The organism is Microbacterium sp. SW12, assembly GCF_055391095.1.
In genome coordinates this window covers 1,193,907-1,219,215 of record NZ_AP024335.1, presented here as the reverse complement: position 1 = coordinate 1,219,215, position 25,309 = coordinate 1,193,907, and the positions used below count along the sequence as shown (strand labels likewise).

The window sequence follows — 25,309 nt, the reverse complement described above, 5'->3', positions numbered from 1 at the left end:
AGGCAGACGAGTTCCGGGCGACGGACGATGATGGTCGCGTGCTGACCGCACCGCGAGCAGTCGCCGAACGATCGAGGGTCGGCTCGCCAACAGTCACGGCAGAAACGCTGTCCGTCGATGGTGCGCTGCACGGGCCGGACCCGGCCACAGGACGCGCAGGAGACGGACCGGGCCTTCCGCTCGCATCGGGAGCAGTGCCGACCACCGCCCGGCGTCTTGTGGGGCATTCTCACCGCGCGTCCGCAGGACTCACACGTCGGCAACACCACCCGGCTCGCCCCTTCTTTGACCAGCGCATGGGCCAGATTCTGAACGGTCGCTGGCACGTTCGCATGCTGCCCCTCCAGGGCTCCGGGCTGCTTGATCAGCGCGAGCTCAAGAAGCCGCTGCGTGAGGGGTACTGGCGCGACCGTATGCACGATCTCAGTGAGTCGCTCGGGAGAGATCTCGGAAACGAGAGGGCGGACGAGAGCGACGACTTCAGCGACTCGCGGCAGCTGCGGAGGCTTGGCCACCGCGGCTACTTCGTACGCGGCCGACGGATCGCCGCGCGAACAGGACGGAGATCACCGATCGTCCCCCGTGTCGCCTCCTCACCCACCGCCACCGGGGTCGAGGCCTCCCGGCGAGTGATCGTCACGAGATCGTCGAGCGAGCACTCCAGCGCATCGCACAACGCCGCCAACACGTCGAGACGCACCCGCTGGGGCGGCTGAGTCACCAGCCGATACACCTGCTCCCGGGACAGGTCGATGCCGCGCTCTTCGAGTAGGGGTTTCAGCTTGGAGGTCTGGAAGATCCCGCGCGACGCCATCACGCTGCGCAGATTCCAGCCGGTGTCGAGCTCAACGGTCATCAGCTTCTCCTTCGATGAGGGCCTTCAGCGCTTCGGCGAGCACACGGTTCTTGTAGTCCGAGCTGACGGAGGCGTAGATCGAGGTCGTCGAGGCATGCATATGCCCGACCTGCTCTTGGACGAATCGATCGGCGTACCCGAACTCCAGAAGGTGCGTGACATAGGAGTGCCGGAGGCTGTGCAACGTCAGGTCCTTCGACAGGCCGGCTTCATCACGCAACTCTGCGAACCTCCGATCGAGATACCCAGCAGACAGACGCGTGCGGCGCTCGGTCACCCAGAGCGCGTCGAGGTCGTCTCCGGGCGCGAAACGGGCCCGGGCCTGCTCGAGCCATTGCTGCATGCCGGGGACCCACCAGTCGAATTCCGGCACCAGCAGCACCGTGCGACGTCGTGGCGCGCCACCGCCCGCCGCCTTCGCCCATCGCACGTGGACCGCGCCGTAGCGGCCCCACTGGCGCATCTTCGCGTTGTGGTGCAAATCGACGGTATCGAGCATCACCGCCTCAGTGCGGCGCAGACCGAACGCGTAGACCGTCTTCAGCAACTGGGCATCCCGCAACGCGCCGAGCGCACCCTTTCGCCCGGAACTCACGAGCAGCTCGACGCGGGCGTCGGCCGTATCGAACAGGCGCTCGATCTCGTCGTACGTGAACGGGCGACGCTTCCCATCGCCTTCGAACTCGAACCGGTGCGCCACCGTGTTCCACGGCAGGCACACCTGCGAAGGGACCTCCCCAAACTCGCGATCGCAGATCTCCATCCAGTCGTACAACGGGTTCGTGAGGTAGTCACAGAACCCACGGATAGACCCATGGTTGGCGCGCATCGTCGACAACGTCCGAGTGCGACCGCCAGACTGAGCAGTGAACTCATCCACATCCGCGACAGTCCACCTCCAAGGCGGTTTGTCCACGAAATCACGGAACCGTGTCACCGTCGCCGTCCGGTTCCGGATCGTCTGCTCACGGAGCCCGCGCGACAGCTGCTGGTTCCGCCAACCATCGATCATCGCACTGAAAACCTGCGCTTCCGGGTTCGCCAGTGCGACGTTCGATGCTGACGTGATCAGCCGAAGCGCCGCTGGAGAAGCCTCAAAATCTTGCATTAGATGCAACAAAGTATGGGACAGTGCATCACTGTGTCAACCCAGATCTCCGCATCCGCGAGATCACGCTGTTATGGTCGGAACACTTCGACACCGAAGGAGCCGAATAGGTATCGATTGCAAGCACGGACAGTTGCATTCACTGCAACATGCGAGGGTTGATGCCGCGGCTGCTGAACACCGCGTACGAACCCGAGCTCGTGCCGGGAAAACGCAGTGCCCTGTTCGGGATGGCGATGACCGAGAAGCAGGGCGGTTCAGACGTGCGCGCGGGAACGACTGCCGCCAGGCCGATCGGCGGTGACGAGTACGAACTCACCGGGCACAAGTGGTTCTGTTCCGCGCCGATGTCTGACGCCTTCCTCGTGCTCGCGCGGGCGCCCGGAGGCCTGTCGTGCTTCCTTCTCCCCCGGCTGCTGCCCGACGGCTCGCACAACGAGATCCGCATCCGTCGCCTGAAAGACAAGGTGGGCAACCGCGCCAACGCCTCGAGCGAGGTCGAGTACGAGGGCGCCCGCGCACACCTGGTCGGCGAGGAAGGCCGCGGCGTGCGCACGATCATCGAGATGGTGACGCGCACGCGACTGGACTCGGTGCTGGGGTCGACTGCCGGGATGCGGCAGGCAACCGCCGAAGCCGCCTGGCACGTTCGACACCGCGCCGCGTTCGGAGCACGCCTGATCGACCAGCCGCTCATGACGCAGGTGATCGCGGATCTGCAGCTCGAAACCGAGGCTGCCACCGCGACCTCCCTACGGCTGGCCCGTGCCTACGACGAGGACGCGACGGCCGAGGAGGTGGCCTTCCGCCGCCTGGCCACCGCGGTGGCGAAGTACTGGATCTGCAAGCGGGGTCCCGGGCACGCCTATGAGGCGATGGAGTGCCTGGGCGGCAACGGGTACACCGAGGCGTTCCCCCTCGGGATGCGGTATCGCGAACAGCCCGTCATGGCGATCTGGGAGGGGTCGGGCAACGTCATCGCGCTGGATGTGCTGCGAGCGCTCTCGCGCGACCCGCAGAGCTTCGAGGCCTTTGACGCCGAGCTCGCGCGGTCAGCGGGGGCGGACAGGCGCCTGGACGCGCATGTGCGAAGAACCCGCGAACTCATCGGCGAGCTCAGTCGCGACGACGCCCGCGACGCCCGCGCCCGAGAGCTGGTCACGGCGCTCGCACTCGCTGTGCAGGGATCGCTGCTGGTGCGCGCAGCGCCCCCGTCGGTAGCCGACGCCTTCATCGGATCACGGTTGGGCGGCGATGGTCACCTCTCCGGCGTCCTGCCGCTGGGCACGGATGCGGCATCCATCGCGGCTCGCGCCTGAGGTGGGCTGACCCCGTTTGGTAGGTCCGGTGGTTGTGTGAGTCGTCCTGTTGCCCGGGGGTCCGGGCAGTGAGACTGGTCAGATCATGACGAACAGCAGGAAGCGTCACACCTCGGAGCAGGTCGTCCGTAAGCTCGGGCAGGCCGACAGGATGCTCGCGGGCGGTAGCGACATCGCCGGGGTGTGTCGAGAGCTCGGAGTGTCCGAGCAGACGTACTACCGGTGGCGGAACCAGTTCGGCGGCCTCAAGGCCGACGACGCAAAGCGCCTGAAGGAGCTGGAGAAGCAGAACGCGACCCTGAAGCGTCTGCTCGCGGAAGCGGAGCTGGAGAAGGCCGCGCTCAAGCAGCTGGCTGAGGGAAACTTCTAGGCCCGGGCAGGCGCCGCGCCGCCGTCGACCACCTCAAGCGCAAGCTGCGGGTGAGCGAACGAATGGCGTGCCGTCTGGCCGGGCTGAGCAGGTCCGCATACCGTCGCCCGCTCCAGGGTGAGACGACAGCCGACCCGGACCTGGCGTTGCGGGACTGGCTGCGGGCGTATGCGAAGAAGCATCCGCGGTGGGGATACCGCAGGGCCTACCACGACGCTCGCGGCGAGGGGTGGGTCGTGAACCACAAGAAGATCCAGCGGCTCTGGCGCGAGGAAGGGCTGCGCGTCCCGCAGCGGCGTCGCCGCAAACGCGTTGGGTCTTCGACCGTCGACGCCCCGGCAGCGGTCGCACCGAACCTCGTGTGGGCGGTGGACTTCCAGTTCGACGCGGACGAGCAGGGCCGTCCGATCAAGATCTGCTCCATCGTCGACGAGCACACCCGTGAGTGCATCGGAGGGCTTGTCGAGCGGTCGATCACCGCGGACCGGCTCACCGCCCACCTCGAGGACCTCGTCGCCGTCCGCGGCGCGCCCGCGGTGCTCAGATCAGACAACGGCCCGGAGTTCATCAGCGACGCGATGGCCGACTGGGCCGGCACCCGCACCGGCCTGTTCTACATCCCGCCCGGCTCGCCCTGGCACAACGGGTACGTCGAGTCGTTCAACAGCAGGCTCCGCGACGAGTGCCTGAACATCAACAGCTTCTACTCGCTGCTCCACGCCCAGGTCGTGATCGGCGGCTGGAAGACCGAATACAACCACGACCGCCGGCATTCATCGCTCGGCTACCTCGCACCCGTCGACTACGCTCGGCAATGCACCCATCAATCGGAAACCGACGACTCGCACAGCGACCGGACCGAATGAAGGGGGCGGCCCAGCCTCCCCCGGCATCTCGGGGGAACGTTCACAGTGTTCTCACGCGAAGGGACGCTGCTGCACGACGCGGAGAAGAGGTGCCAGGCCGCCCCGCAACACCGCGCGGGTCCCAGGATCACCGAGAGGCTGCCGCCGAATTCGATGGCCGGGCCGAGTGATTCGACCCATGAGGGCGCCGGTCCCGGACTCCCCCGTTACTTTCTTCGTAGCCGTTCGGTGAGCATGCTGGGCGGTGACAGTCTGCCGGGCTCGGCATGATTGGTCCCCCCTGTCGCACGCATGATCCGGGGGGTGTTGTCACCGAGCCTGGTTGGCGGTGGGTGATCGCTGATAGGGGCCAGGCCCGGGCACGCTCGAGGTCGTTCGTAACGTGGATGCCGAGACGCACCGTCGCAGCTGTCATTCACAACGGACGGAGGAGCAGGTGGTCAACCAGATCGACAACTACGACCAGGTCGACGTGTTCGTCGGCCTCGACGTCGGCAAAGGCGAGCACCACGCGGTCGCTCTCGACCGCGGCGGGAAGAAGCTTTACGACCGGGCGCTCCCCAACGACGAGCAACGTCTCCGCACGGTGCTGGCCGATCTTCAAAAGCACGGCGTCGTCTTGTTGATCGTGGATCAAACCGCCACAATCGGCGCGTTGCCTGTCGCGGTTGCACAAGCAGCCGGCGCGCTGGTCGGCTATCTACCGGGGCTCGCGATGCGACGTATCGCTGACCTGCACCCGGGCGAGGCCAAGACCGACGCGAGAGACGCGGCGATCATCGCAGAGACCGCACGTTCCATGCCGCACACGCTTCGCTCGATCCAGGCGACGGATGAACAGGTTGCCGAGCTCACGATGCTCTGCGGATTCGACGACGACCTCGCCGCCCAGATCACCCAAGTCGGCAACCGCGTCCGCGGACTCCTGACCCAGATCCACCCCGCACTGGAACGCGTGGTCGGGCCACGGCTCGATCACCCCGCCATTCTCGATCTCCTGCAACACTGGCCGTCGCCGCACGATTTGCGCTCGGCCGGGGAGAAGCGGATCGCGGCGCGGATGCTGAAACTCGCGCCCCGCAAGGGTCGGGAATGGGCGCGTGAGATCGTCGTTGCGCTGGGCGAGCAGACCGTCGTCGTCACTGGCACGAACGCGGCCGCGCTCGTGGTCCCACGGCTCGCCGCGCAGCTCACGACCCTGCGGAAGCAGCGTGACGAGATCGCGACGGAGGTCGAGAAGCTGGTTGATGCGCACCCTCTTCAGCCCGTCCTGACGAGCATGCCGGGAGTCGGCGTCAGGACCGCAGCCAGACTCCTCACCGAAGTCGCCGGCAAACACTTCCCCACCCCGGGTCACCTCGCCGCTTACGCCGGCCTCGCACCCGTCACCCGCAGATCCGGATCGTCGATCCGCGGCGAGTACTCATCACGACGCGGGAACAAGATCCTCAAGAACGCGCTGTTCCTCTCCGCGTTCGCCGCACTCCGCGATCCCGAATCCCGCGCCTACTACGACCGCAAGATCAGCCAAGGCAAACGTCACAACCAGGCGCTGCTTGCCCTCGCCCGGCGCCGCTCCGACGTCATGTTCGCGATGCTGCGCGACGGCACCCTCTACCAGCTGCCAGCCGATCGACTGGCAGCTCCGATCGAAAGCCGCCGTCCGAGCGCCGCATAGACTTCGAATATGAGATGGCGAGGGTTACGCGGCACTGCCGCTGTCGTGAGCCTTGCTTTCATGTTGGTGGCATGCACAGCGGCACCTCCACCAGACATCGACGCTCAAACACCAGAGCCCAGCCAAAGTGAAACCTCTGCACCAAGCCCCACCCCGGCGATCACACCAGACGTTCAACCCGTCGATGATTCCGGCCCCTGCGCCTCCGCCGTACCCGCCTACCCGGTCGCAGACAAGACGGAAGTCGAACAGCTCGGCGGCGCGACCCTCGCCGTCCCGTTCGACCGCGGTTCCATGCCCCATGCCGCCGGCGAGGCGATTGTCAATGACCAGGGTGTTCCCGTCGCATACAAGGTCGCCCCGAATGACGTGATCTCTACAGTTGGCGCTCGGTTCTGCGTCGGCGAGCAATGGCTTTACTGGGTCAACTACGTCCGACGCGACGGCGACGCCCTCTTCGCCGGCGACACGCTCAACCTGGATGCCCACACCATCCTCAGCGTCGGCGATCAGAACGGCGTCGTTCACAACAACGCACTACCCGAAGATTTCGTCATCCCCCCACAACGGTGAGCTCGGCCGTCAGTCGGCTTCCAGGGTGACCACCGACTGCGCCCCGGTCTCGGTGTCGTACGTCGTGACTGTCCACGCCGGCCGACCGTCCTCCATGACCCGTTCCAACTCGATCAGGCGCGGACCCGGGTAAACCTCGCCGGAGAGCTGCGCAGCGTCATGCGCACCGACGCTGAGTTCGGCCAGTTCAGCCTCCGTCAACGTGACGTGATGCTTCTGCACCAGAGCGAGCGTGCTCGCATCGTAGAGCGCCTCCTGCCCACGGTCGGGCTCAGTGACGGATTCACCCCAAATGTCACGCCCGGGGTCAACACTCCTCACCCTCCACACCCATTGATCCTCGACATACTCCAGACGCAGTCCCACAATCGGCCCGGGAGGCGAGTTCGGCTCACCAACGAATCCTTCGAGCCAGTCCGACGGCCAAGCGACACCTACCGGGACGCCGCCATCGGGATAGTCCTCACCGACAACAGTTGGAGGGCTCGGGAAGAACGCCGTGCACGCCGAAAGGCAGAGCGCGCCAGCGAATACGATCAGGCCGACGAGCACCCTCATACTTCGTCGCACATTGACCATCCCGCCAGCCTAGGCTCGGCGCGACAAGAGCGACGAAGCCCTCACGAGCTTGACGAACCACATAGGGGCACCCCCCGAGGGGCGGAGCCGACATGCGGCGACGGCGCCACCCTCGCAAGCGTGACGCGTCGCTCGGCCGGGCTCGGCGATGCAGGCCCGCCACAGGTGGGCGTGGTGGTGATGGCCACGCCCACCTGTGGTCGCTCAGGAGCGGGCGAAGAACATCTGGTTGACGGACTTGTTCGCACCCCAGGCGGAGGTGGGGCGGGCGCCCTTGCCGAGCTCCCACGCGATCGTCACCGAGCGACCACGCGTGATGGAACGCAGGCGCGAACCGGTGTGCACGTCACCCACACGCGAGGACGTCTTGGCGTTGATCACGGCCATGACCTGCGCCTTGCTCGCGTCGGCGGGCACCCGCACCGTCACGAACTGCCAGTTGTTCGCGCCCCAGAGGGCGCGGTCCTCGCGGTAACGCAGCACGCCGTCGTCGTCGAGGCGCGCCACGACCCGGGCCTGAGCCGCGGTCTTGGGCATGTACCGGTCCACCTGGAAGGTGCGCTGCACCGCCTTCACTGCGGGGACGCTCGGACGGGTCGTCGGGCGCGTGGTGGGCGTGGTCGTGGGGCGCGTCGTCGGCGCGGGCACCGTAGTCGCGGGCGACGTGGGCCGCGGCGTGATCGCCGGGACCGAGGTCGTCGGCGCCGGGCTCGTCGGCCGGGGGGCCGTCGTCGGGTACACGCAGCACCGGAGCGGGGACGCCGTTTCTCCATGTGATGTCCCGTGTCGCCTGTCTGATCGACCCCGGCCTCACCTTCCGTAGCCGCGATGCCGAGGCCTGGTCCACGTTCTGCGGGCCGTCCGGGCGTGGACGGGCACGCCCGGCGCCGGCACAGAGCGTCCGAAGTGCCACGGGGCGGGCCGGCAGACATGATCCGGGCGGGACGCGGCCCCCCACCGGGGGTGACCCTGCCGGGCCGCCGGGTCCGGACCCGGTCACGCGGCTCTCGGGACGGGCTGGGCGCGTACCTGCCGCTCTCAGCGCCCGCGACAGGGAGTTCCGCGAGTAGGCGACGGAGGTCGGGGGCCGGACATCCCGTTGTCGGCAGGTACGGTAGGGTCATACCGTCGAGCTCCCCGCCCGAGGGCATGACGAGGAGGTCAGCATGGCTCTGCGCGAACTCGAGTTCACGTCGCACAACGGCACCGACACCATCCAGGCCTGGGTGTACGAACCGGCGGTCACGCCGGTGGCGGTGGTCCAGCTCATCCACGGTCTCGGCGAGCACTCCCGCCGGTACCTGCACATGACGGCCGCGCTGGTGGATGCGGGGTTCGTCGTGGTCGCGGACGATCACGCGGGTCACGGTCGGACGGCGATGCAGTCGGGGACGTGGGGTGACGCCGGTGACGAGTCGGCGACGGTCATCGTGCAGGACGAGGTGACGCTGTACCGGAAGGCCAAGGAGCTGTTCCCCGACCTGCCGTACGTGGTGTTCGGCCACAGCCTGGGGTCGATGATCGCGCGGGCGCTGGTGCTGCAGCCGGGTGTCGAGGTCGACGGGCTCGCGCTGGGCGGTATCGCCGTGGGCATGCGCGGTGTCGAGTCGACGCTGGATCGCGAGGCCCTGAAGGCTGCCGTGGCGGCCGACGGTTCCGCCCCCGCTGCGGATGCGTTGGTGGGCCAGCTGTTCGACGGCTTCTACGACCGCCTCGGCCCGGACTTCGGCCCGACGGACTGGGTGGCGCGCAACGCGGACGTCGTCCGTGATCACGGCCGCGACCCCTTCAACAACTTCGGCGCCCCCTTGAGCAACCGGTTCCTGCAGGGCTTCGTCGACGTGTACGACCAGGCCAACGGCGACGACTTCTTCGACCGCCTTCCGCAGGTTCCCGTCGCGATCTTCGCGGGCGCGGAGGACCCGGTGACCAACTACGGCGAGGGTGCGCGCGAGGTCGCCCGGCGCCTGGAGGAGAAGGGCCACGACGTCGAACTCCACATCTACCCCGACGTCCGCCACGAGGTTCACAACGAGCCCGAGACCCGCGCCGAGATGGAGAACTCCCTCATCGAGTTCGTCCACCGCGCCGCCGGGCGGGACGACGCCTGACCCCCGAGGCGCACCCGGCCGCTCGCGCCCAAGCACCGTGACGGGGCCCTGCCGTGAGGATCGTCTCTCGGCAGGGCCCCGTCGGTGATGTAAGGTCTCAGGCCATGACGGGACGCACGCGTCGCCCAGCGAGGGGCTCGTCCATGGTGACCTCGCGAAGCGGAGGATGTCGCCGGTGGCGCAGCGAGGGCGAGAGGCCTGGCCACGGGTGACCTCGCCGAAGTGAAGGCGAGGATGCCGAGAGCAGGCTCCGCGACGAGTGCCTGAACATCAACAGCTTCTACTCGCTGCTCCACGCCCAGGTCGTGATCGGCGACTGGAAGACCGAATACAACCACGACCGCCGGCATTCATCGCTCGGCTACCTCGCACCCGTCGACTACGCTCGGCAATGCACCCATCAATCGGAAACCGACGACTCGCACAGCGACCGGACCGAATGAAGGGGGCGGCCCAGAGGTGTCTCGGCATCCGTCGCGGGAATCTGACACGGCCCATGGGAGCGGGACCAAAGACCCTATGGACTGAGGTGTTCGGTGCGGCACTCTGATGTCAGACCACAAAAGTCGTCCGAAGCCCCGCCGAGGATGACAGGTTTCGTCGCTGGACGATGTTCGGCGACGCACGTGGGGAGAGGTATCCGGCGGATAACCCAAACCTGGTGCAGCGGGCCCGCCGTCGATCTGCGAGCCTCCCCCACGCATGCCGTCGCGGCGCCCGACTCGTCACCGGGCGCTGCGACGGCCTCACTGTTTTCGGCTCGCGATGCGCGGATGGCGACGCGTGGCTACTGCGAGCGAAGCGAGGTGGCGTAGACGGCTGCCTGAGTGCGCCGCTCCATGCCGAGCTTTCGCAGCAGCCCAGTCACGTAGTTCTTGACCGTCTTTTCCATGAGGTCGAGGCGCTCCCCGATCTGGCGGTTGGTGAGACCCTCGGCGATGAGTTCGAGCACCTGACGCTCGCGCTCGGTCAGGTCGACACCGGGCGTGCTCGAGCGAGTCTCGCGTGCCTGCTCGCGCACCCGCGTCGCGGCAGCCGACGAGAGCAGGTTCTTGCCGGCTGCGACAGCACGGATGCCGTCAAGCAGTCCATTGGCCTTGATGTCTTTCAGGACGTAGCCGGCAGCGCCTGCCAGCACCGCCGAGTAGGCGGCTTCGTCATCGTCGTACGCGGTGAGGATGAGGCATGTGACGCTCGGGTACTGGGAGCGGATCTCGCGGCAGACGTCGATGCCGCTGCCGTCGGGAAGCCGCATGTCGAGGACCGCGACATCGGGCATGGTGGCCGCGATCCGGCCGAGTGCCTGCCGGGCTGTGGATGCCTCGCCGATCACTTCCATGTCGCGCTCGGCGTCGATCAGGTCGACCACCCCGCGACGGACGATTTCGTGGTCATCGAGCACGAAGACACGGATCATGTGGTCTCTCCCTGGGCCAAGGGCACCGCCCACCGCAGGCGGGTGCCGCCGCCGGCGCGTCCGGTGAGGGCGAACTCCCCGTTCCAGCGCGCGGCGCGATCCTCAAGATTACCGACCCCGCTGCGGCGCGTCGTCGACTCTGGCACGCCGACTCCGTCGTCGAGGATTTCGACGACCAGCATCTCGTCGGCGATCCCGACTCGCACGGAGGTCTCGGTCGCCTGAGCGTGGCGGGCGACGTTGCTCACACCTTCGCGAACTACCGCGACGACGTCTTCGGCGACATCCGGCGGCGTGCGCAGATCGAGCGGCCCTTGGAAGACCAGTCGCGGTGACTCCGAGAACGACGGCGCTACTTCGCTGATGACATCCACGATGCGGTGCCTGACCGATCCCGATGACGCGCGGGGTTGGCGCAGGGCGAAAATGACGGTGCGGATCTCGGTGATGGCGGCATCCAGCGCATCGACCTGTTCGAGCAGTTCAGTTCGTGCTGACGCGTCACCGACCCTGCCAGCGACAGCTTGGAGCGAGAGCCCGGCGCCGAACAGGCGCTGGATGACGTGATCGTGCAGGTCGCGGGCGATGCGGCCGCGCTCGTCCATGAGCGCAAGCGCCTGCCGGTCGGACCTGCCTCGCGCGAGCTCGAGGGCGATCGTGGCTTGCGCTGCGAGGTCCGCGGCGAGGTCGACATCCTTGTCGGTGAACCGGGGGCACCGACGGGCCGTCCCACAGTGAGGACCATGGGGGCGCCGTCTGCACCGAGCATCGGCACGACCACCGTCGGACCCCACGCGACGAGTTCGTCCCCGAGTTCGACGGTGTCGCCGCTGGCCTGCAGCGGCTGCCAACTGTCGAAGACACGGCCGGAGAGGGTGCCAGCTTGCGCATGAACGGAGCCGGTGAGTTCGTCGGCGTGCTCGCCGCGCGCTACCTCGACGCACATCATGGTGTCGCTGATCGATGAGATCACCACGACGGTGGCGGCATCCGTGAGCTGGAGGACCTTGTCGGCCAGAAGCTGCAGCGGCCTGCCGGTCTCGTCCGAGAACATGGCTGCGCTCATCTCGGCCGCGGCTGCGGCCCACCGCTCGCGGCGCACCGAGTCTTCGTACAGGCGCGCGTTGTCGATGGCGATGCCCGCGGTGGCAGCAAGGGTCTCGAGCAGCTCGGTGTCCTCTTCGCTGAAGGCGCCGTCGGGGTGCTCAGTGAGGTACAGGTTGCCGAACACCTCGCCGCGGATGCGGATGGGAACCCCGACGAAGCTGTCCATTCTCGGGTGGTTGCGCGGAAAGCCGACCGAGCGCGGGTCGTGGCCGATGTGCTCCAGCCGGATCGGGCGAGGATCGTGGATGAGGGCTCCGAGCACGCCGCGGCCACGCGGGGGCGGGCCGATCGCTTCGACGGTCTCGGCACTCAACCCGACGTGGATGAATTCCTCGAGCATCCCGTCGGGTCCGATCACACCGAGGGCACCGTACTTCGCGCCGACGAGCTCAACTGCCGATTCGACAATGCGGCGCAGCACCGCCGAGAGCTCCAGCTGGCTCACGACAGCGGCGTTCGCCGTCAGGAGACTGCGCAGCCGTGCCTCGATATCAGCCACCCGGTTACCCCGTTCTCGTCCCTCGGCTCTCTCGCCAGGATCCTATCGCGGGACCTTCGACCCTGTGCGGGGAACTTGGCGGGCCGGATGCTGGAACAGACAGGAGGGGCAGACGGATGCGAAACACACTGCACGACTCGCACGTGGGCCTGTCCGAGGGCGGCTCGTTGAGCGCCCCGGCCGGCGACACGATCTGGCGGGTATCGCCCTACGATCGCCTCGTCGTGGGCGTAGACGGGTCAGGTCCGAGCACCGGCGCGCTGGCATGGGCCATCGCGTACGCGGCCGATCACGCCACCGAGCTCCTGCTCGTGCACGTTGTCGACGACACGTGGGGCGTTGCCGGCGCCGACTATATGGCTGATGCGCAACGGCGCGGCATTCACGTGCTTGACGCTTCCCGGCGCCGCGCGGTGGATGCGGGCGTCGCCCACGTGCAGACCGAACTCGTCCACGGTCGCGCGCCCAGTGTGCTGTCGGGCGCTGCCCGCCCGCACGACCTTCTCGTTGTGGGTTCGCACCGCACCGGCTTCTTGCGTGGGCGCGCGTTCGGCGCAGCATCCGTTTATGTCGTCGCTGCCGCCCGGTCGGCGGTCCTGGTCGTGCCGAACCTGCCGCTTGAGGGCCGGCACAGTGTCGTGGTCGGGGTCAGCGGATCGCCGGCCTCGGATGCCGCGCTGATGCAGGCAGCTCGCGAGGCTGCCCGCACCGATCAGCAGCTGGTCCTCATCCACGCCCGGCCTCCGGTTCCGCACGAGGAATCGTCGAGCAACGGCGAGTACCGCGCGTCGGCTGCGCGGGATGTCGTCGCGCGCGCCAGCGCACACGCTCTCATCGACATTCCTCACCTCGACCTGAGTTCCCGGGTCGTCGCCGACAACGTCGCCCCGGCGCTGCTGACAGCGTCCATCGATGCCGCGATGCTGGTGATCGGGCGCGGCCAGAGCGAGGAGCCCCCGAACATCTCGACGGTGGTGCATGACGTGCTCATGAACCTCAACGCGCCGGTGCTCATCGTCCCCTGACACCGCGAGCACCCCACCCGCGGCCCTAGAGTCGAGGGGTGGATTCGGTGCTGTGGTACGTCGTGCCGCTGGGGGTTGCGGCGGCGCTGAGCGTGTTCCCGATCCTCGCGGTCGTGCTGCTTCTGCTCTCGCCGAACCCCATCCCGGCGAGCGTCGGCTACCTCGCGGGGTGGTCGGGCGGCGTGCTCGTGCTCGTGACGCTGTTCTCGCTCGGGGCGCGCCTCATTCCTCCGTCGACGACAGAACGGATGCCGTCCTGGGCGCACGCGGTCGAGATCGCTATCGGCGTGCTTCTCGTAGTGGGAGGGGTCTGGCGCACGGCGGCCGATCGCGGGCGCCCGGAACCTGCCAGCGCGCCATCGTGGACGAAGGCGCTCGACAATGTCGGGCCGCGCCGGGCCTTCGCGTTCGGACTTGCGATGAACGTGAGGCCCAAGAACCTTGCGATCGCGTTGGCGGCGGGACTGGCGATCGGTTCGGCCTCCCTCAGCATCGTCGGCAGCAGCCTCACGGTGCTGATCTTCACGGCGGTCGCGGTCTCGACGGTCGCGGCCCTGGTCTTGGCGTATGTCTTCGGCAGCCATTCGATTCGGCCCCGGCTCGAGCGTTTCAGCGACTGGCTCGTGGCGAATTCCTCCCTCGTGCTCAGCCTCTCGGTCGTGCTGATCGGAGCCCTGCTGATCGTCATCGGCACCGTCAATCTGCTCTGACACGACAGGCGGTGCTTGTGTGAGAATCTCCTCAGCGGGGGCCGCCAGGGCGATGTTCCGTGGCACACTCCCCCAATGGTGAGTCGCAGAACCCTCGCTGTTGTCGGCGTCGCGGGAGCGCTCGCGCTCGGGGGCTGTGCGGCGCAAACGAGCACGAAGGAGCCGAGCGAAGAGGTCACGGCTGAGCCGTGGTCGTTCGTGAGCCGGCCTGATCTGACGCCCCCGATCGTGACCGTGACCACCTCCGAGCGCGGCGCGACGCTGGACCGCGACGGCGTGTATGCGTTCCTCGGCCCCAAAGATCTCGACCAGGGGTCGGCAATGCAGGGCGCCGCGATCGTGGATGGCGACGGCGACCCGGTATGGGTCGCGAACACGGGCGATGACTCGGCGTTCGATCTGCGTGTGCAGGAGTACCAGGGTGAGCCGGTGCTGACCTATTGGGTGGGCCAGTCAGGATTCCATGGGCGCGGCGAGGTCATCATCCTGGATGACACGTACACCGAGATCGCGCGCGTGTCGACGGGGGAACCGATCGGCGCGGGCAACGCCGACATGCACGAGACGACGATCACCGAGGACGGCACGATGCTGCTTCTCGCGTACGTGACAGCTCCCGCAGACCTGACGGAGGTCGGGGGCCCGCGGAACGGATACGTGCTGGAGGGTCACGTGCAGGAGGTGGATATCGCCACTGGCGAGGTGCTGTTCGAATGGGCTTCGCTCGATGAAGTCCCGGTGACGGAGTCGAGGCATGTTCTCGACGAGGACGGCGGCACCCGCGCAGAGCCGTACGACTACATCCACCTGAATGCCGTATCGCTGGACGGCGACGACGGGTTCCTGGTTTCGGCGCGCAACACGAGCACGGTCTACCGGCTCGATCGCGAGAGCGCGTCCGTGGACTGGCGCTTGGGTGGGCACAGCAGCGACTTCGAGATCGACGGCGATGCCGAGTTCGCGTGGCAACACGACGCTCACCGCCGCGCCGATGGCACGATCACCCTGTTCGACAATCAGTCCGAGGATGACGCCGGCTGGTCGCGCGGGCTGCGCCTGGCCGTCGACGAGGATGCCATGACAGCTTCGCTCGTGACGCAGTACACGCCCGAGCAGGATCGGCTGTCGGCGACACAGGGCAACCTGCAGGAGCTTGCCGGAGGGAACGTCGTCGTTGGGTGGGGCTCGCGGCCGTTCTACTCGGAGTTCGATCGCGACGGAACCCTGCTGTACGAGGCGACCTTCACTGCCGGGACGAGCTACCGGGCGTACGTACTGCCGTGGTCGGCGATCCCCGCCACTCCCCGGATGCGCAGCTGGTCGAAGACGGCCCCTCGGCGAGCCTGTTCGCCTCGTGGAACGGCGCCACCGAGGTCGCATCGTGGCACCTTGTGACGGGGCCGGATGAGGCATCCGCTGTCGAGATCGCACGCGTGCCGCGGGAGGGGTTCGAGACCGAGATCCCTATCCCCACGGGTGCGACACTCGGGGCCTACGTCGGGGTGCGGGCGATGGATGCCGCGGGCGAGGTGATCGGCGGCGGTGCCGCCCAGATCGCCGCACCCGAGCCGTCGAGCTGAGGTTGCTGCCGCCCGGCATCAGGGCACGCCGAAGCCCCGCCGGGAAACGCGACCCGGCGGGGCTTCAGTGATTTCGTACTACGCGCCGCGCTTGGCGAGCGGGGCTGCGGGGGCCTCTGACGGGGTTTCTCCCGCAACCGCAACCTCACCGCGGTGGGCACGAACCTCGTCGAACGAGGTTCCGTAGTACGCCGCCTCCATGAGGGTTTTCATGTCGGCAAGCATCGGCATCCGGGGGTTGGCCGGAGCGCACTGGTCTTCGTAGGCAGCCATCGCGAGCTCGTCGAGGCGGCCGATGAAGGCCTCCTCTGCGACACCCTGCGCCTGGAAGGAACGCTCGATGCCGACGAGGTCACGCAGCTTCTCCACGGCCCGGGCGTAGGACTCGACACCCTCTTCGGGGGTCGCGGCCTTCAGGCCCAGGTGCTGTGCGATCTGCTGGAACCGTTCGGGAGCGATGTAGCGCTCGTACTTGGGCCAGCTGGTCAGCTTCGTGGGGATGCGTCCGTTGTAACGGATGACGTGAGGCAGGTAGATCGCGTTGGTGCGTCCGTGGATCAGGTGGAACTTCGATCCGGTGACGTGAGCCATCGCGTGCACGATCCCGAGGAACGCGTTGCCGAAGGCCATACCCGCGATGGATGCCGCGTTGTGCATCTTCTCGCGTGCCTGGATGTCGGCGGGGTCCGTGCTGCCGGGGCGAGCCTTCGCGCTACGTTCGATGTTCTCGAAGATCAGCTTGATGGCGTGCAGGGCCAGGCCGTCGGTGTAGTCGTTCGCGTACACCGAGACGTAAGCCTCCGTCGCGTGCGTGAGGGCGTCGAATCCGGCATCCGCCACGACCTTGGCCGGCAGAGCCGAGGTCAGGACCGGGTCGATGATCGCCACCGACGGGGTCAGCGCGTAGTCGGCGAGCGGGTACTTCATTCCCGTCTCGTCATCCGTGATGACCGCGAACGGCGTCATCTCAGAACCCGTGCCCGAGGTGGTCGGGACGCAGACGAGCTGAGCCTTCTTGCCGAGGTCGGGGAACTTGAACGCGCGCTTGCGAACATCGAAGAACTTCTCGCGCATGTCGGAGAACTGCACGTCGGGGTTCTCGTAGAGCAACCACATGACCTTGGCGGCATCCATCGGGGAACCGCCACCGAGCGCGATGATCGTGTCGGGGTTGAACTCCCGCATCTCGGCAGCTCCCGCGACGACGCTCGAGAGCTTCGGCTCAGGCTGGACGCGGTCGATGATCTGCAGGTGCACGCGGTTGCGGCGGCGGTTGAGCACATCGATGACCTTGTCGACGAAACCGAGGTTGGTCATCGTCGGGTCGGTGACGATCGTGACCCGCTCGACGTTTTTCATGTCGATGAGGTAGCGGATCGCGTTCGGCTCGAAGTAGGTCTTTGCCGGAACCTTGAACCACTGCAGGTTGTTGTTGCGACGACCGACACGCTTGACGTTCACGAGGTTCACCGCCGAGACGTTGTTGGAGACGGAGTTGCGTCCGTAAGAACCGCAACCGAGGGTCAGAGACGGCATGAACGCGTTGTAGATGTCGCCGATGCCACCGAGGGCCGAGGGGGCGTTCTCGATGATGCGGACGGCGCGGACGCGCTTGGCGAACTCGTCGATGACGCTCTGGTCATTGCTGTGGATCGCACCGGAGTGGCCGAGGCCATCGAAGTTGACCATCTGCTCAGAGAGCGAGATGCCTTCTTCGGCGTTCTTGGCGCGCAGCACGGCGAGCACCGGGGCCAGCTTTTCGCGGGTGAGCGGCTCCTGCGGACCGACGACGGCGCACTCGGCGAGGAGCACCGAGGTGTCTTCGGGCACCGTGAAGCCGGCCTGTTCGGCGATCCACACCGGGGACTGTCCGACGACCTTCGCGTTGAGCTTGGCCTCGCCGCAGTTCTTGGCGTTGGCGTGGACGCCGAAGATGAACTCTTCGAGCTTGCGCTTCTCGTCAGCGTTCACGACGTAGGCGTGAAGGCGCGTGAACTCAGCCATCGCCTCGGTCGCGATCGGCTCGTCGAGGATGACGGCCTGCTCGGACGCGCACACCATGCCGTTGTCGAACGCCTTGGACAGCACGACGTCGTTGACGGCGCGGCCGACCTTGGCGGAGCGCTCGATGAAGGCGGGGACGTTTCCGGCGCCGACGCCCAGAGCGGGCTTGCCGCAGGAGTACGCGGCACGAACCATCGCGTTGCCACCGGTCGCGAGGATCAGCGCGACACCGGGGTGGTTCATGAGCTCGCCGGATGCCTCGAGTGAGGGCTCGGCGATCCACTGGATGCAGTTCTTCGGCGCACCGGCCGCGACTGCGGCATCCCGAACGATCTTCGCCGCAGCCACCGAGCAGTTTTGAGCTGAGGGGTGGAAGGCGAAGACGATGGGGTTGCGGGTCTTCAGCGCGATGAGGGACTTGAAGATCGCGGTGGAGGTGGGGTTGGTCACCGGGGTGATGCCCGCGACGACGCCGACGGGGTCGGCGATCTCGGTGATGCCGGTGATCTCGTCGTGGCTGATGACGCCGACCGTGCGCTGCTTGATGATCGAGTGCGTGACGTGCTCGCACGCGAACATGTTCTTCACGGCCTTGTCTTCGAACAGTCCACGGCCGGTCTCTTCGACGGCCAGGACGGCGAGTTCGCCGTGGTGGTGGAGAGCGGCGACCGATGCCTTGCGCACGATGTGGTCGATCTGCTCCTGCGTGAACGACGCGTACTCGGCCAGAGCATCTTGTGCTCGTGCCACGAGTGCATCGATTGCGGTGGACATCGGATCCTCCTACCTGGTGTGGACCCGGTGTCCACGCCTTCGTCCTGACACCATCGTGGCACTGTGGTCAGACCACATATAGGGACCATGGTCCCCGTGGAGGCGGTTGGACGCGGCGGCCTCGCGGATCGCTAGTGTCGAGCCATGGCCACGCCGAAGGAGGGACGCGGATGGATGTCGACCGATTGGTCCACGAGTACCTGGCGAGCCTCGAGATCGGCGATGCCAAGCGGGTGATCGCGCTCTTCGCGCCCGACGGGATCGTCGAGTCTCCCCTGTATGGCACGATGCCCGCGGCTGAGTTCTACCCGGCCCTGTTCGCCGACACGGCTAGCTCGCGGCTGACGCTGCGCGCCACGATGATCGGATCGACCGAGGTCCGCACGGTCGTGAGCTTCTGGTTCGACTTCGACTGGACACTCTCGACCGGCGAACCCGCACCCTTCACCGTGGTCGACGTCGCAGAACTCGACGAGCACGGCCTGATCGAGCGCCTGCACATCGTCTACGACACCTTCCCGATCCGGGATGCCTTCAACAACGCCCACGACGGAGAGCACTGAGGTCAAGGCAGCAGGTCAAGCATCTGGGGTCGAGCCTTCATCGCATGGATGACGAGCTCATTACCGCTGTCGAAGACGAGGACGACGGTCTCGAGCAGCCTCCCCTGCGTGTCGAATCCCAGCCTTAGTTGGCGAGCAGGAGAGTCGTCGTCGAGGTCCTCGATCCACAGCGACCAGGAAGCGGCCTGTCGAATATCTTCGGGCGCGATCCCGTGCCTGAGCGCAGCGTCGTGGATCTTCACGCGGCGTATGCGGCGATCGCTTCGCGGATCAGTTCCGATCGCGACTTGTTCTCGCGGGCGGCGCGAGCGTCGAGCGCGGCGAGCTCATCGGCAGTTAGCCGGAGAGCAACCACCTGCGCGGGTTCCGATCCGCGACCGGGACGTCCGCGACCCCGGCGCTTGAGCGCGTCCACGTCGTAACCCGCGTCGGCCTCCGCCGCCCAAGCTGCGATCTGCTCCTCGGTGACGGGTGTGCCGTTGATGGTCTCGCCGCTACTCATGGCCGCATCGTAATACGAAAAACGCAGCTTCGTGACGGAAATCCCGGTGTGAGTCCAGAATTCCCGACTCAGTGGAGCGTCTCCCCCTGTTCGAGCATCCGGACGTACTCGGCGACGCGGGCTGCACGGGATTCGGGTCGCTTGAGGTTGCCGACGCGGAACGTCATCGCGAAGCGGTTCTGCGCGGATTGGGCTGCGAACGCGGCGGCGATCTTCGGGTCGGCATCCAGCGCCGCCTGCAGCTCGGCAGGGATGTCGCCATCGCTCTGGCGGTAGGCGGCATCCCACCGACCATCGGCCTTCGCGCGGTCGATCTCGAGCTGGCCGGCGGGCCGCATCCGTCCTTCCTCGATCAGACGGTTGACGTGCGCGATGTTTACCTTCGACCAGAGGCTGCGGGGCCGGCGCGGCGTGAAGGCCTGCAGGAAGTAGTCGGCATCCAGTGACTGCTTCTGTCCGTCGATCCACCCGAAGCACAGTGCGACGTCGAGCGCCTCGGCGTAGGTGATCCCCGGCTTGCGCGTGGATGTCTTGCGCAGGCGCAGCCGCACGCCGTCGGGGCTCGGATCGGCATCCAGCCACTGCTCCCAGTCTTCGACGGTGTCGACATGAAGGACGGGCTTGTCGTTGTGGGCGACCATCCTCGAAAACTACCCCCTCGCACCGACACCGCCCGGCGTGGTGAACTGCGCGCACCGCGTCGACGAGGAGGACCCATGGCCGCACGCTTCGTGTATTGGATGAACGTCTCGCTCGACCTGTTCATCGAGCACGCGCACGACGAGCAGGGCGGCGGCGACTGGATGAGCATCGGCGACGAGCTGCACGAGGAGTTCAATGCGCGCGCCGAGGCGCTCACGATGATGGTGCAGGGCCGCAAGGTCTTCGAGACGATGGAGAGCTTCTGGCCCGAGGCGCCGTACAACACGACGGTGTTCGGCGGGGATGACGCGATCAAGCGGCTCGGTGAGCTACGTGCCAGTTCGAGCGGAGACATCGGGGTCGGCGGGGCGGATGTCGCGACGCAGCTCCTCGCGGCGGGGCTGCTTGATGAGGTGCTGCTGTTTACGCATCCGGTCATCCTCGGGTCGGGACGGCCGCTGTTCGATGAGATGACCTCACCGGTGCGGCTCGAGCTGCTCGAGCAGGCGACCTACGCCGGTGGCGTGACGATGCACCGCTACGCGATTGGGGATGTCTGACCGCAACGATCGGGCAGGCCCCACGAACTTGAGTGCGGATGATTCGTTGATGCGCGGATCAGGTTATCGACCACATAATCGGGACGTCCGAGAGGGCTCATACCAGCGGGCCCCGTCCTATCGTGGTGGCATGCGCGCGATCCAAGTCGACGAACGAGACTCATCGTGGGAATCGAACGAGCCGCGCTACCGGATCTACGTCTTCGAAGGCCCCGGCTCAGCGGTGACCACGGTCGATCTTGTCGACGCGACGCTCAGAGACGTTGAATCGTCCGCGACGACGCTCGCCGGAGATGACCGTCTGTGGTCGGTCGCGCTGGTCGTCGACGACTCCACCCACGGACGCGGCCTAATCTGGTTGGTCGGAGGCGACTACAACTCGCCGCCGACGTCACCGCGTGAGTGGCGAATGCGCGCGGAAATGCAAGACCGGCTCCTCTCGCGGCGGAGCCAAAAGAAACTTCCGCTCACCCTCCCAGACGGGCGGCGCGTGATTCGACTCTTTCCGGATTGGGGTCGCGAGTGGCCGCTATGGGAGTCCTTCAGCGAGCGGTACGCGCTCGCCGCCCGGGATCTGCCCCTCAGTCGTGAGCTGGCCGCCGATCTCCACCAGTGGAACGCCGTTTGGCAGGCCCGGGACGAGACCGAGCCGGTGCCAGAGGGGTGGATCGAGCACGGGCGACTGCTCCACGCGCGCATGCAGGAGCAACTCGACGAGCTCGCCGAGGTGCGTCCAGACTTCGAGATGCCTTGACAGCGTCACTCTTTACGGAGACATGAATGCGGTCCCGACCGAACACCAGAGTGGTACCGTTTTACGTACTACTCAGCCGAAGGGTCGCAGCCATGGCCGCCATCACCGCGAGCGAAGCGCGAAAGAGCCTGTTCGGGCTCATTCAGCAGGTCAACGAGGACCACACGACCGTTGAGGTCGTCTCCCGCCGCGGCAACGCCGTGATTATGTCCAAGGACGACTTCGACGCACTCACCGAGACTGCCTACCTCCTGCGCAACCCGGCGAACGCGGAGCGACTGCTCGAGGCCGTCGAGCGCGCACGTCGCGGAGAGTTTGAGCAACACGACCTCCTCGACGCGTGACGCGATCGCTCACCTTCGACCCGAACGGGTGGGAGGACTACGTCTATTGGCAGACGCAGGACCGCAAGACGCTGAAGCGGATCAACCTGCTGATCGCGGATGTCGTGCGCGATCCGTTCGACGGCATCGGAAAGCCCGAACCGCTCCGTCACGTTCTTTCAGGCGCCTGGTCTCGTCGCATCGACGAGAAGAACCGACTCGTCTACTACGTGACCGATGACCACATCGTCATACTGCAGGCGCGAGACCACTACTGATTCGCGGCACGCAAGCCGGCCGTACGTTGCGCGCAGATACGAGAGAGCTATGAGCCATCGCAACAACCTTGCATCCAAATAACTTGCATGCAAAGCTTCTCGTGTGACCCGACCCAGCGTGACCCTCGAGGATTCCGTGTGCTTCGCGGTCTACTCCGCCGCGCAGGCAACCGTGCAGCTCTACCGCGACCTGCTCGCGCCGTGGGGTGTGACGTATCAGCAACTGCTCGTGCTCGGCATCCTGTGGCGTGACGAATCGACCAGCCCGGGGCGCATCGCCGACGAACTCCACCTCGACGCCAGCACCATCACCGGACTCGTCAACCGTCTCGAAGCCGCGGGGCTCGTCATCCGTTCCCGCCCGGCCGGCGATCGGCGCACCGTGATGGTGACCGCGACCGAGGCATCCGCCGACCTGCAAGCGTCCCTCCACCGCGTCGCGGGGTGCGTCGCCGACGCGATGAAGATGGCCCCGGATGCTGCGCACAGCCTCATCAGCTCGCTTCATGATCTGCGAGAGAACCTCACCAGCGCTGACCGCCCCTCGCTTCGCTCCGCCTAACCCCTCCCGAAAGGACCCCACCCATGGACCTCTCTGACATCCCCGTCACCACCCTTCGCGGCGAGCAGACCACCTTCGGCGCGCTCACGGGCGGCAAGGCCGCGCTCGTCGTGAACGTCGCGTCGCGCTGTGGGCTCGCTCCGCAGTACGAACAGCTCGAGGAGCTGCAGAAGACCTATGGTGAGCGCGGGTTCACGGTCATCGGGTTCCCCAGCAACCAGTTCCTGCAGGAGCTGAGCTCGGAAGAAAGGATCGCCGAGTACTGCTCCGCGACCTGGGGCGTGACGTTCCCGATGACCGAGAAGGTCAAGCTCAACGGCAAGAACGCGCATCCGATCTACCAGCAACTCACCACGGTTCCGGGCGCCGACGGCAAGGCCGGCAAGATCAGCTGGAACTTCGAGAAGTTCGTCATCAGCCCCGACGGTCGCGTCTGGCGCTTCAGCCCCCGCACCCTGCCCGACGCCCCCGAGGTCATCGAGGCGATCGAAGCCGCACTCCCCGCCTGATCAGGACCGGATCTGCCCCCACCGGTGTTGGACGGCAGCGGTTTAGGCCTCCACGTACTCCTGCCTGACCGCACCCCGGGTCGCGACCGCGATGTAACCGAAGTCGCGGTCGGAGTTCAGAACGACGGCGTCATTGACGACCGCGTAGGCCGCGATGAGGCAATCCAACGCCGCAGCCGCGCGCACGAACCCCGAATCCCAGAGCGCCTGCTGAATGTCGAGCGCCTGACGCTCGTCGGGATGCTCCCACGCGGGCAAGAGTTGCGCCATGTCCGCGCGGAGTTCCTGGTGCTCCTGCGGAGTCCTGACTCGTGCCACTTGAGCGCTGATTCGGCGGTCGTTGGTCGTTCTGCCCTGATTTTCCGGGGTTCGGGGTCGGCGGGTTACGCACTAACGGCGGCGATTTAGACTCCCTCGATGGGGTTGTTCGTCCGGAAGGTGAAGACGCGTTCCGGGGCGACGGCGGTGCAGATCGCGCATACTCGTCGCGGAGTGCAGACGATCCTCGAGCACATCGGCTCGGCGCATGACGACGCGCAGCTTGCGGCGTTGGTGGCGGTTGCGAAGAGCAAGATCCATGCCGGGCAGCAGACGTTCGATCTGGACGCGCTGACACCGACTGCGCCGACCGGGGCGGCGCCGACCGTGACGGGATCTCGTTCGCGGGTGCTGTGGGACGTGCTGGAGGCCGCGTATCGGCGGCTCGGTTTCGATGCCGCTGTCGATGACGACGTGTTCATGAAGCTGGTCCTCGCTCGCGTGGTCGAGCCGACGAGCAAGGCTGACACGATCCGGGTGCTCGGCGAGCTCGGGGTGCCGGCGCCCGGGCTGCGGACGATCTGGCGGACCCTCGCGAGATGTGTTGAACACGATTGGCGGGACAAGCTCGCGACCGCTGCGTATGCGCATGCGACCCGACATGGGCACGTGAAGCTGGTGCTCTACGACGTGACCACGCTCTACTTCGAGGCCGAGGACGAGGACGCGCTGCGGAAGGTGGGGATGAGCAAGGAGCGCCGCGTCGACCCGCAGATCCTGGTGGGGATGCTGGTCACCCCGGACGGGTTCCCGCTTGAGGTTCACGAGTTCCCCGGAAACACCGGCGAGACGCTCACGCTGTTGCCCGTGCTCCGCGCGTTCCAAGACCGACACGCAGTCGACGACGTCGTGGTCGTCGCCGACGCCGGCATGCTGTCCGCGTCGAACCTGAACCAGATCGAGGACGCCGGGTTCTCGTTCATCGTCGGCTCCCGAATCAGCAAGGCCCCTTACGACCTGGCCGAGCACTTCGACGCGCACGGCGGCGTCCTCCACGACGGCGAGACCATGGAGTCGAAGCGGATCATGGGCGTCCGGGAGAACGCCAGACAGCGGCGGGTGGTCTATCACTACTCGGCCAAGCGTGACCGGCGCGACAACCACACCCTCGACAAGCAGGTCGAACGGGCGCAGAAGATCGCCGACGGGACCAAGCCGCTCAAGAAGGACCGGTTCGTCAAGCTCACCGGCACCCGCCCCGCCGTCGATCAGGTCCTCGTCGACCGGGCCCGTCAACTGGCTGGGCTGAAGGGGTACGTCACCAACATTCCCCAGGTCCGGCTCACCGGGAATGAGATCGTGGCCGCGTATCACGAACTGTTCCAGGTCGAGGCATCGTTCCGGATGGCGAAGACCGACCTCCGTGCGAGACCGATGTTCCATCATGAGGCCGACTCGATCCACGCGCACCTCACGATCGTGTTCACGGCCCTCGCGATCTCACGCCATCTCCAGGACATCACCGGGGCGAGCGTCCGCAAGATCGTCCGCACCCTGCGACCGCTGCGAGACGTCACGATCAGCATCAACGGGAACGAGATCGTAGCGAAGACCCCACCCGGCGACACGGCGCAAGCCATCCTCGACGCCGTCGCCGCGAGCGTCACGCACTAACTTGGCGCGAGTCAGGTCCGATCTACCAGCAACTCACCACGGTTCCGGGCGCCGACGGCAAGGCCGGCAAGATCAGCTGGAACTTCGAGAAGTTCGTCATCAGCCCCG

The 25,309-nt window shown here is 66.7% G+C and carries 28 protein-coding genes and 3 pseudogenes; 18 read left to right on the top strand and 13 right to left on the bottom strand.

Features of this window, described 5'->3' with window-relative positions:
- Window positions 1-520 precede the first annotated feature (520 nt).
- Together MICSW_RS06115 and MICSW_RS06110 are read right to left on the bottom strand one after the other, a co-directional pair.
- Window positions 521-856 (bottom strand): helix-turn-helix domain-containing protein, encoded by a 336-nt coding sequence (locus MICSW_RS06115; protein WP_300591470.1) that lies wholly within the window; start codon window positions 854-856, stop codon window positions 521-523.
- The gene (locus MICSW_RS06110) at window positions 846-1,964 is read right to left on the bottom strand and encodes a tyrosine-type recombinase/integrase (protein ID WP_259981722.1); all 1,119 of its coding nucleotides are present in this window, start codon (window positions 1,962-1,964) and stop codon (window positions 846-848) included. Before MICSW_RS06110 ends, MICSW_RS06115 begins: the two co-directional genes overlap by 11 nt.
- A gap of 161 nt (window positions 1,965-2,125) precedes the next feature.
- On the opposite strand from MICSW_RS06110, the gene MICSW_RS06105 reads away from it, so the two are divergent.
- The 4 genes from MICSW_RS06105 to MICSW_RS06090 all read left to right on the top strand — a co-directional run bounded on the left by MICSW_RS06105 (window position 2,126) and on the right by MICSW_RS06090 (window position 6,770).
- Complete coding sequence (locus MICSW_RS06105; protein ID WP_464497750.1) at window positions 2,126-3,283, top strand: acyl-CoA dehydrogenase family protein; 1,158 nt, start codon at window positions 2,126-2,128, stop codon at window positions 3,281-3,283.
- Window positions 3,284-3,368: 85 nt separating this feature from the next.
- Window positions 3,369-4,519, top strand: a protein-coding gene (locus tag MICSW_RS06100) for an IS3-like element ISAar43 family transposase (RefSeq protein WP_228178562.1) whose coding sequence is annotated in 2 segments (ribosomal slippage) — window positions 3,369-3,639 and window positions 3,639-4,519 — 1,152 coding nt in all. Because the reading frame shifts where the segments join, the coding sequence is not laid out codon by codon here.
- A 448-nt stretch (window positions 4,520-4,967) separates the two neighbouring features.
- A complete protein-coding gene (locus MICSW_RS06095; RefSeq protein ID WP_341579622.1) occupies window positions 4,968-6,197 on the top strand; it encodes an IS110 family RNA-guided transposase in 1,230 nt (409 codons plus the stop codon).
- 45 nt (window positions 6,198-6,242) lie between these two features.
- Entirely contained in the window at window positions 6,243-6,770 is a 528-nt protein-coding gene (locus MICSW_RS06090) for a hypothetical protein (RefSeq protein WP_464497744.1), read from the top strand.
- Between the two features lie 9 nt (window positions 6,771-6,779).
- Here MICSW_RS06090 and MICSW_RS06085 read toward each other — a convergent pair whose 3' ends face one another.
- Window positions 6,780-7,349 (bottom strand): hypothetical protein, encoded by a 570-nt coding sequence (locus tag MICSW_RS06085; protein ID WP_464497739.1) that lies wholly within the window; start codon window positions 7,347-7,349, stop codon window positions 6,780-6,782.
- A 204-nt stretch (window positions 7,350-7,553) separates the two neighbouring features.
- Window positions 7,554-7,925: a hypothetical protein gene (locus tag MICSW_RS06080; protein WP_013350234.1), complete on the bottom strand. Its 372-nt coding sequence runs from the start codon at window positions 7,923-7,925 to the stop codon at window positions 7,554-7,556.
- Between the two features lie 590 nt (window positions 7,926-8,515).
- Between MICSW_RS06080 and MICSW_RS06075 the strand changes: the two genes are divergently transcribed.
- Both MICSW_RS06075 and MICSW_RS06070 read left to right on the top strand, forming a co-directional pair.
- Window positions 8,516-9,460 (top strand): alpha/beta fold hydrolase, encoded by a 945-nt coding sequence (locus MICSW_RS06075; protein ID WP_035964342.1) that lies wholly within the window; start codon window positions 8,516-8,518, stop codon window positions 9,458-9,460.
- Between the two features lie 230 nt (window positions 9,461-9,690).
- Window positions 9,691-9,903, top strand: a pseudogene (locus MICSW_RS06070) (integrase core domain-containing protein); the annotation flags it as partial.
- Between the two features lie 344 nt (window positions 9,904-10,247).
- Here the strand turns inward: MICSW_RS06070 and MICSW_RS06065 are convergent.
- From MICSW_RS06065 to MICSW_RS06050, 4 genes and pseudogenes are all read right to left on the bottom strand, one after another.
- Window positions 10,248-10,877 carry a response regulator gene (locus tag MICSW_RS06065; protein WP_228178560.1) on the bottom strand — a complete coding sequence of 210 codons (630 nt, stop codon included), beginning with the start codon at window positions 10,875-10,877 and terminating at the stop codon, window positions 10,248-10,250.
- On the bottom strand, window positions 10,874-11,251 hold the full coding sequence (locus tag MICSW_RS06060) for a sensor histidine kinase (protein ID WP_464498258.1): 378 nt from the start codon (window positions 11,249-11,251) through the stop codon (window positions 10,874-10,876). The genes MICSW_RS06065 and MICSW_RS06060 overlap by 4 nt, the downstream gene beginning before the upstream one ends.
- A gap of 93 nt (window positions 11,252-11,344) precedes the next feature.
- A pseudogene (locus tag MICSW_RS06055) lies at window positions 11,345-11,482 on the bottom strand (histidine kinase); the annotation flags it as partial.
- Between the two features lie 530 nt (window positions 11,483-12,012).
- Window positions 12,013-12,429, bottom strand: a pseudogene (locus tag MICSW_RS06050) (GAF domain-containing protein); the annotation flags it as partial.
- A gap of 170 nt (window positions 12,430-12,599) precedes the next feature.
- On the opposite strand from MICSW_RS06050, the gene MICSW_RS06045 reads away from it, so the two are divergent.
- The 4 genes from MICSW_RS06045 to MICSW_RS06030 all read left to right on the top strand — a co-directional run bounded on the left by MICSW_RS06045 (window position 12,600) and on the right by MICSW_RS06030 (window position 15,798).
- Window positions 12,600-13,508: a universal stress protein gene (locus MICSW_RS06045; RefSeq protein WP_341579586.1), complete on the top strand. Its 909-nt coding sequence runs from the start codon at window positions 12,600-12,602 to the stop codon at window positions 13,506-13,508.
- 38 nt (window positions 13,509-13,546) lie between these two features.
- Entirely contained in the window at window positions 13,547-14,218 is a 672-nt protein-coding gene (locus MICSW_RS06040) for a GAP family protein (protein ID WP_464497722.1), read from the top strand.
- 75 nt (window positions 14,219-14,293) lie between these two features.
- Window positions 14,294-15,613 (top strand): arylsulfotransferase family protein, encoded by a 1,320-nt coding sequence (locus tag MICSW_RS06035; protein WP_464497718.1) that lies wholly within the window; start codon window positions 14,294-14,296, stop codon window positions 15,611-15,613.
- The gene (locus MICSW_RS06030) at window positions 15,610-15,798 is read left to right on the top strand and encodes a hypothetical protein (RefSeq protein WP_464497715.1); all 189 of its coding nucleotides are present in this window, start codon (window positions 15,610-15,612) and stop codon (window positions 15,796-15,798) included. The genes MICSW_RS06035 and MICSW_RS06030 overlap by 4 nt, the downstream gene beginning before the upstream one ends.
- Before the next feature lie 78 nt (window positions 15,799-15,876).
- Here the strand turns inward: MICSW_RS06030 and adhE are convergent, their stop codons facing one another.
- On the bottom strand, window positions 15,877-18,576 hold the full coding sequence (gene adhE, locus MICSW_RS06025; protein ID WP_464497711.1) for a bifunctional acetaldehyde-CoA/alcohol dehydrogenase: 2,700 nt from the start codon (window positions 18,574-18,576) through the stop codon (window positions 15,877-15,879).
- A gap of 170 nt (window positions 18,577-18,746) precedes the next feature.
- Between adhE and MICSW_RS06020 the strand changes: the two genes are divergently transcribed.
- Complete coding sequence (locus tag MICSW_RS06020; RefSeq protein WP_228178554.1) at window positions 18,747-19,139, top strand: nuclear transport factor 2 family protein; 393 nt, start codon at window positions 18,747-18,749, stop codon at window positions 19,137-19,139.
- 2 nt (window positions 19,140-19,141) lie between these two features.
- Here MICSW_RS06020 and MICSW_RS06015 read toward each other — a convergent pair whose 3' ends face one another.
- The 3 genes from MICSW_RS06015 to MICSW_RS06005 form a co-directional block, all read right to left on the bottom strand.
- Window positions 19,142-19,381 (bottom strand): toxin, encoded by a 240-nt coding sequence (locus tag MICSW_RS06015; RefSeq protein ID WP_228178553.1) that lies wholly within the window; start codon window positions 19,379-19,381, stop codon window positions 19,142-19,144.
- Entirely contained in the window at window positions 19,378-19,641 is a 264-nt protein-coding gene (locus MICSW_RS06010) for a ribbon-helix-helix protein, CopG family (RefSeq protein WP_228178552.1), read from the bottom strand. Before MICSW_RS06010 ends, MICSW_RS06015 begins: the two co-directional genes overlap by 4 nt.
- A 68-nt stretch (window positions 19,642-19,709) precedes the next feature.
- Window positions 19,710-20,282 carry a YdeI/OmpD-associated family protein gene (locus MICSW_RS06005; RefSeq protein ID WP_228178551.1) on the bottom strand — a complete coding sequence of 191 codons (573 nt, stop codon included), beginning with the start codon at window positions 20,280-20,282 and terminating at the stop codon, window positions 19,710-19,712.
- Between the two features lie 75 nt (window positions 20,283-20,357).
- On the opposite strand from MICSW_RS06005, the gene MICSW_RS06000 reads away from it, so the two are divergent.
- From MICSW_RS06000 to MICSW_RS05975, 6 genes are all read left to right on the top strand, one after another.
- Window positions 20,358-20,843: a dihydrofolate reductase family protein gene (locus MICSW_RS06000; protein WP_228178550.1), complete on the top strand. Its 486-nt coding sequence runs from the start codon at window positions 20,358-20,360 to the stop codon at window positions 20,841-20,843.
- Window positions 20,844-20,973: 130 nt separating this feature from the next.
- Window positions 20,974-21,597, top strand: coding sequence for a hypothetical protein (locus MICSW_RS05995; protein WP_228178549.1), 624 nt, complete (start codon window positions 20,974-20,976; stop codon window positions 21,595-21,597).
- Between the two features lie 92 nt (window positions 21,598-21,689).
- Window positions 21,690-21,941, top strand: coding sequence for a type II toxin-antitoxin system Phd/YefM family antitoxin (locus MICSW_RS05990; RefSeq protein WP_228178548.1), 252 nt, complete (start codon window positions 21,690-21,692; stop codon window positions 21,939-21,941).
- The gene (locus MICSW_RS05985) at window positions 21,938-22,198 is read left to right on the top strand and encodes a Txe/YoeB family addiction module toxin (RefSeq protein WP_228178547.1); all 261 of its coding nucleotides are present in this window, start codon (window positions 21,938-21,940) and stop codon (window positions 22,196-22,198) included. The genes MICSW_RS05990 and MICSW_RS05985 overlap by 4 nt, the downstream gene beginning before the upstream one ends.
- A gap of 103 nt (window positions 22,199-22,301) precedes the next feature.
- Complete coding sequence (locus MICSW_RS05980) at window positions 22,302-22,760, top strand: MarR family winged helix-turn-helix transcriptional regulator (RefSeq protein WP_228178546.1); 459 nt, start codon at window positions 22,302-22,304, stop codon at window positions 22,758-22,760.
- A 23-nt stretch (window positions 22,761-22,783) separates the two neighbouring features.
- Window positions 22,784-23,269 (top strand): glutathione peroxidase, encoded by a 486-nt coding sequence (locus MICSW_RS05975; protein ID WP_228178545.1) that lies wholly within the window; start codon window positions 22,784-22,786, stop codon window positions 23,267-23,269.
- Window positions 23,270-23,311: 42 nt separating this feature from the next.
- On the opposite strand, the gene MICSW_RS05970 is transcribed toward MICSW_RS05975, so the two are convergent.
- Window positions 23,312-23,539, bottom strand: a complete 228-nt coding sequence (locus tag MICSW_RS05970) for a PIN domain-containing protein (RefSeq protein WP_464497679.1) — start codon at window positions 23,537-23,539, stop codon at window positions 23,312-23,314.
- 147 nt (window positions 23,540-23,686) lie between these two features.
- On the opposite strand from MICSW_RS05970, the gene MICSW_RS05965 reads away from it, so the two are divergent.
- Window positions 23,687-25,201, top strand: coding sequence for an IS1634 family transposase (locus MICSW_RS05965; protein ID WP_464496536.1), 1,515 nt, complete (start codon window positions 23,687-23,689; stop codon window positions 25,199-25,201).
- Window positions 25,202-25,309: the final 108 nt, after the last annotated feature.

Coding starts and splice junctions, on each gene's coding strand:
- adhE (WP_464497711.1), bottom strand. CDS start 18,576: ATGTCCACCGCAATCGATGCACTCGTGGCACGAGCACAAGATGCTCTG.
- MICSW_RS06085 (WP_464497739.1), bottom strand. CDS start 7,349: ATGGTCAATGTGCGACGAAGTATGAGGGTGCTCGTCGGCCTGATCGTA.
- MICSW_RS06065 (WP_228178560.1), bottom strand. CDS start 10,877: ATGATCCGTGTCTTCGTGCTCGATGACCACGAAATCGTCCGTCGCGGG.
- MICSW_RS06010 (WP_228178552.1), bottom strand. CDS start 19,641: ATGAGTAGCGGCGAGACCATCAACGGCACACCCGTCACCGAGGAGCAG.
- MICSW_RS05965 (WP_464496536.1), top strand. CDS start 23,687: ATGGGGTTGTTCGTCCGGAAGGTGAAGACGCGTTCCGGGGCGACGGCG.
- MICSW_RS06005 (WP_228178551.1), bottom strand. CDS start 20,282: ATGGTCGCCCACAACGACAAGCCCGTCCTTCATGTCGACACCGTCGAA.
- MICSW_RS06000 (WP_228178550.1), top strand. CDS start 20,358: ATGGCCGCACGCTTCGTGTATTGGATGAACGTCTCGCTCGACCTGTTC.
- MICSW_RS06035 (WP_464497718.1), top strand. CDS start 14,294: ATGGTGAGTCGCAGAACCCTCGCTGTTGTCGGCGTCGCGGGAGCGCTC.
- MICSW_RS06115 (WP_300591470.1), bottom strand. CDS start 856: ATGACCGTTGAGCTCGACACCGGCTGGAATCTGCGCAGCGTGATGGCG.
- MICSW_RS05975 (WP_228178545.1), top strand. CDS start 22,784: ATGGACCTCTCTGACATCCCCGTCACCACCCTTCGCGGCGAGCAGACC.
- MICSW_RS05990 (WP_228178548.1), top strand. CDS start 21,690: ATGGCCGCCATCACCGCGAGCGAAGCGCGAAAGAGCCTGTTCGGGCTC.
- MICSW_RS06075 (WP_035964342.1), top strand. CDS start 8,516: ATGGCTCTGCGCGAACTCGAGTTCACGTCGCACAACGGCACCGACACC.
- MICSW_RS06105 (WP_464497750.1), top strand. CDS start 2,126: ATGCCGCGGCTGCTGAACACCGCGTACGAACCCGAGCTCGTGCCGGGA.
- MICSW_RS06020 (WP_228178554.1), top strand. CDS start 18,747: ATGGATGTCGACCGATTGGTCCACGAGTACCTGGCGAGCCTCGAGATC.
- MICSW_RS06110 (WP_259981722.1), bottom strand. CDS start 1,964: ATGCAAGATTTTGAGGCTTCTCCAGCGGCGCTTCGGCTGATCACGTCA.
- MICSW_RS06045 (WP_341579586.1), top strand. CDS start 12,600: ATGCGAAACACACTGCACGACTCGCACGTGGGCCTGTCCGAGGGCGGC.
- MICSW_RS05995 (WP_228178549.1), top strand. CDS start 20,974: ATGCGCGCGATCCAAGTCGACGAACGAGACTCATCGTGGGAATCGAAC.
- MICSW_RS05970 (WP_464497679.1), bottom strand. CDS start 23,539: ATGGCGCAACTCTTGCCCGCGTGGGAGCATCCCGACGAGCGTCAGGCG.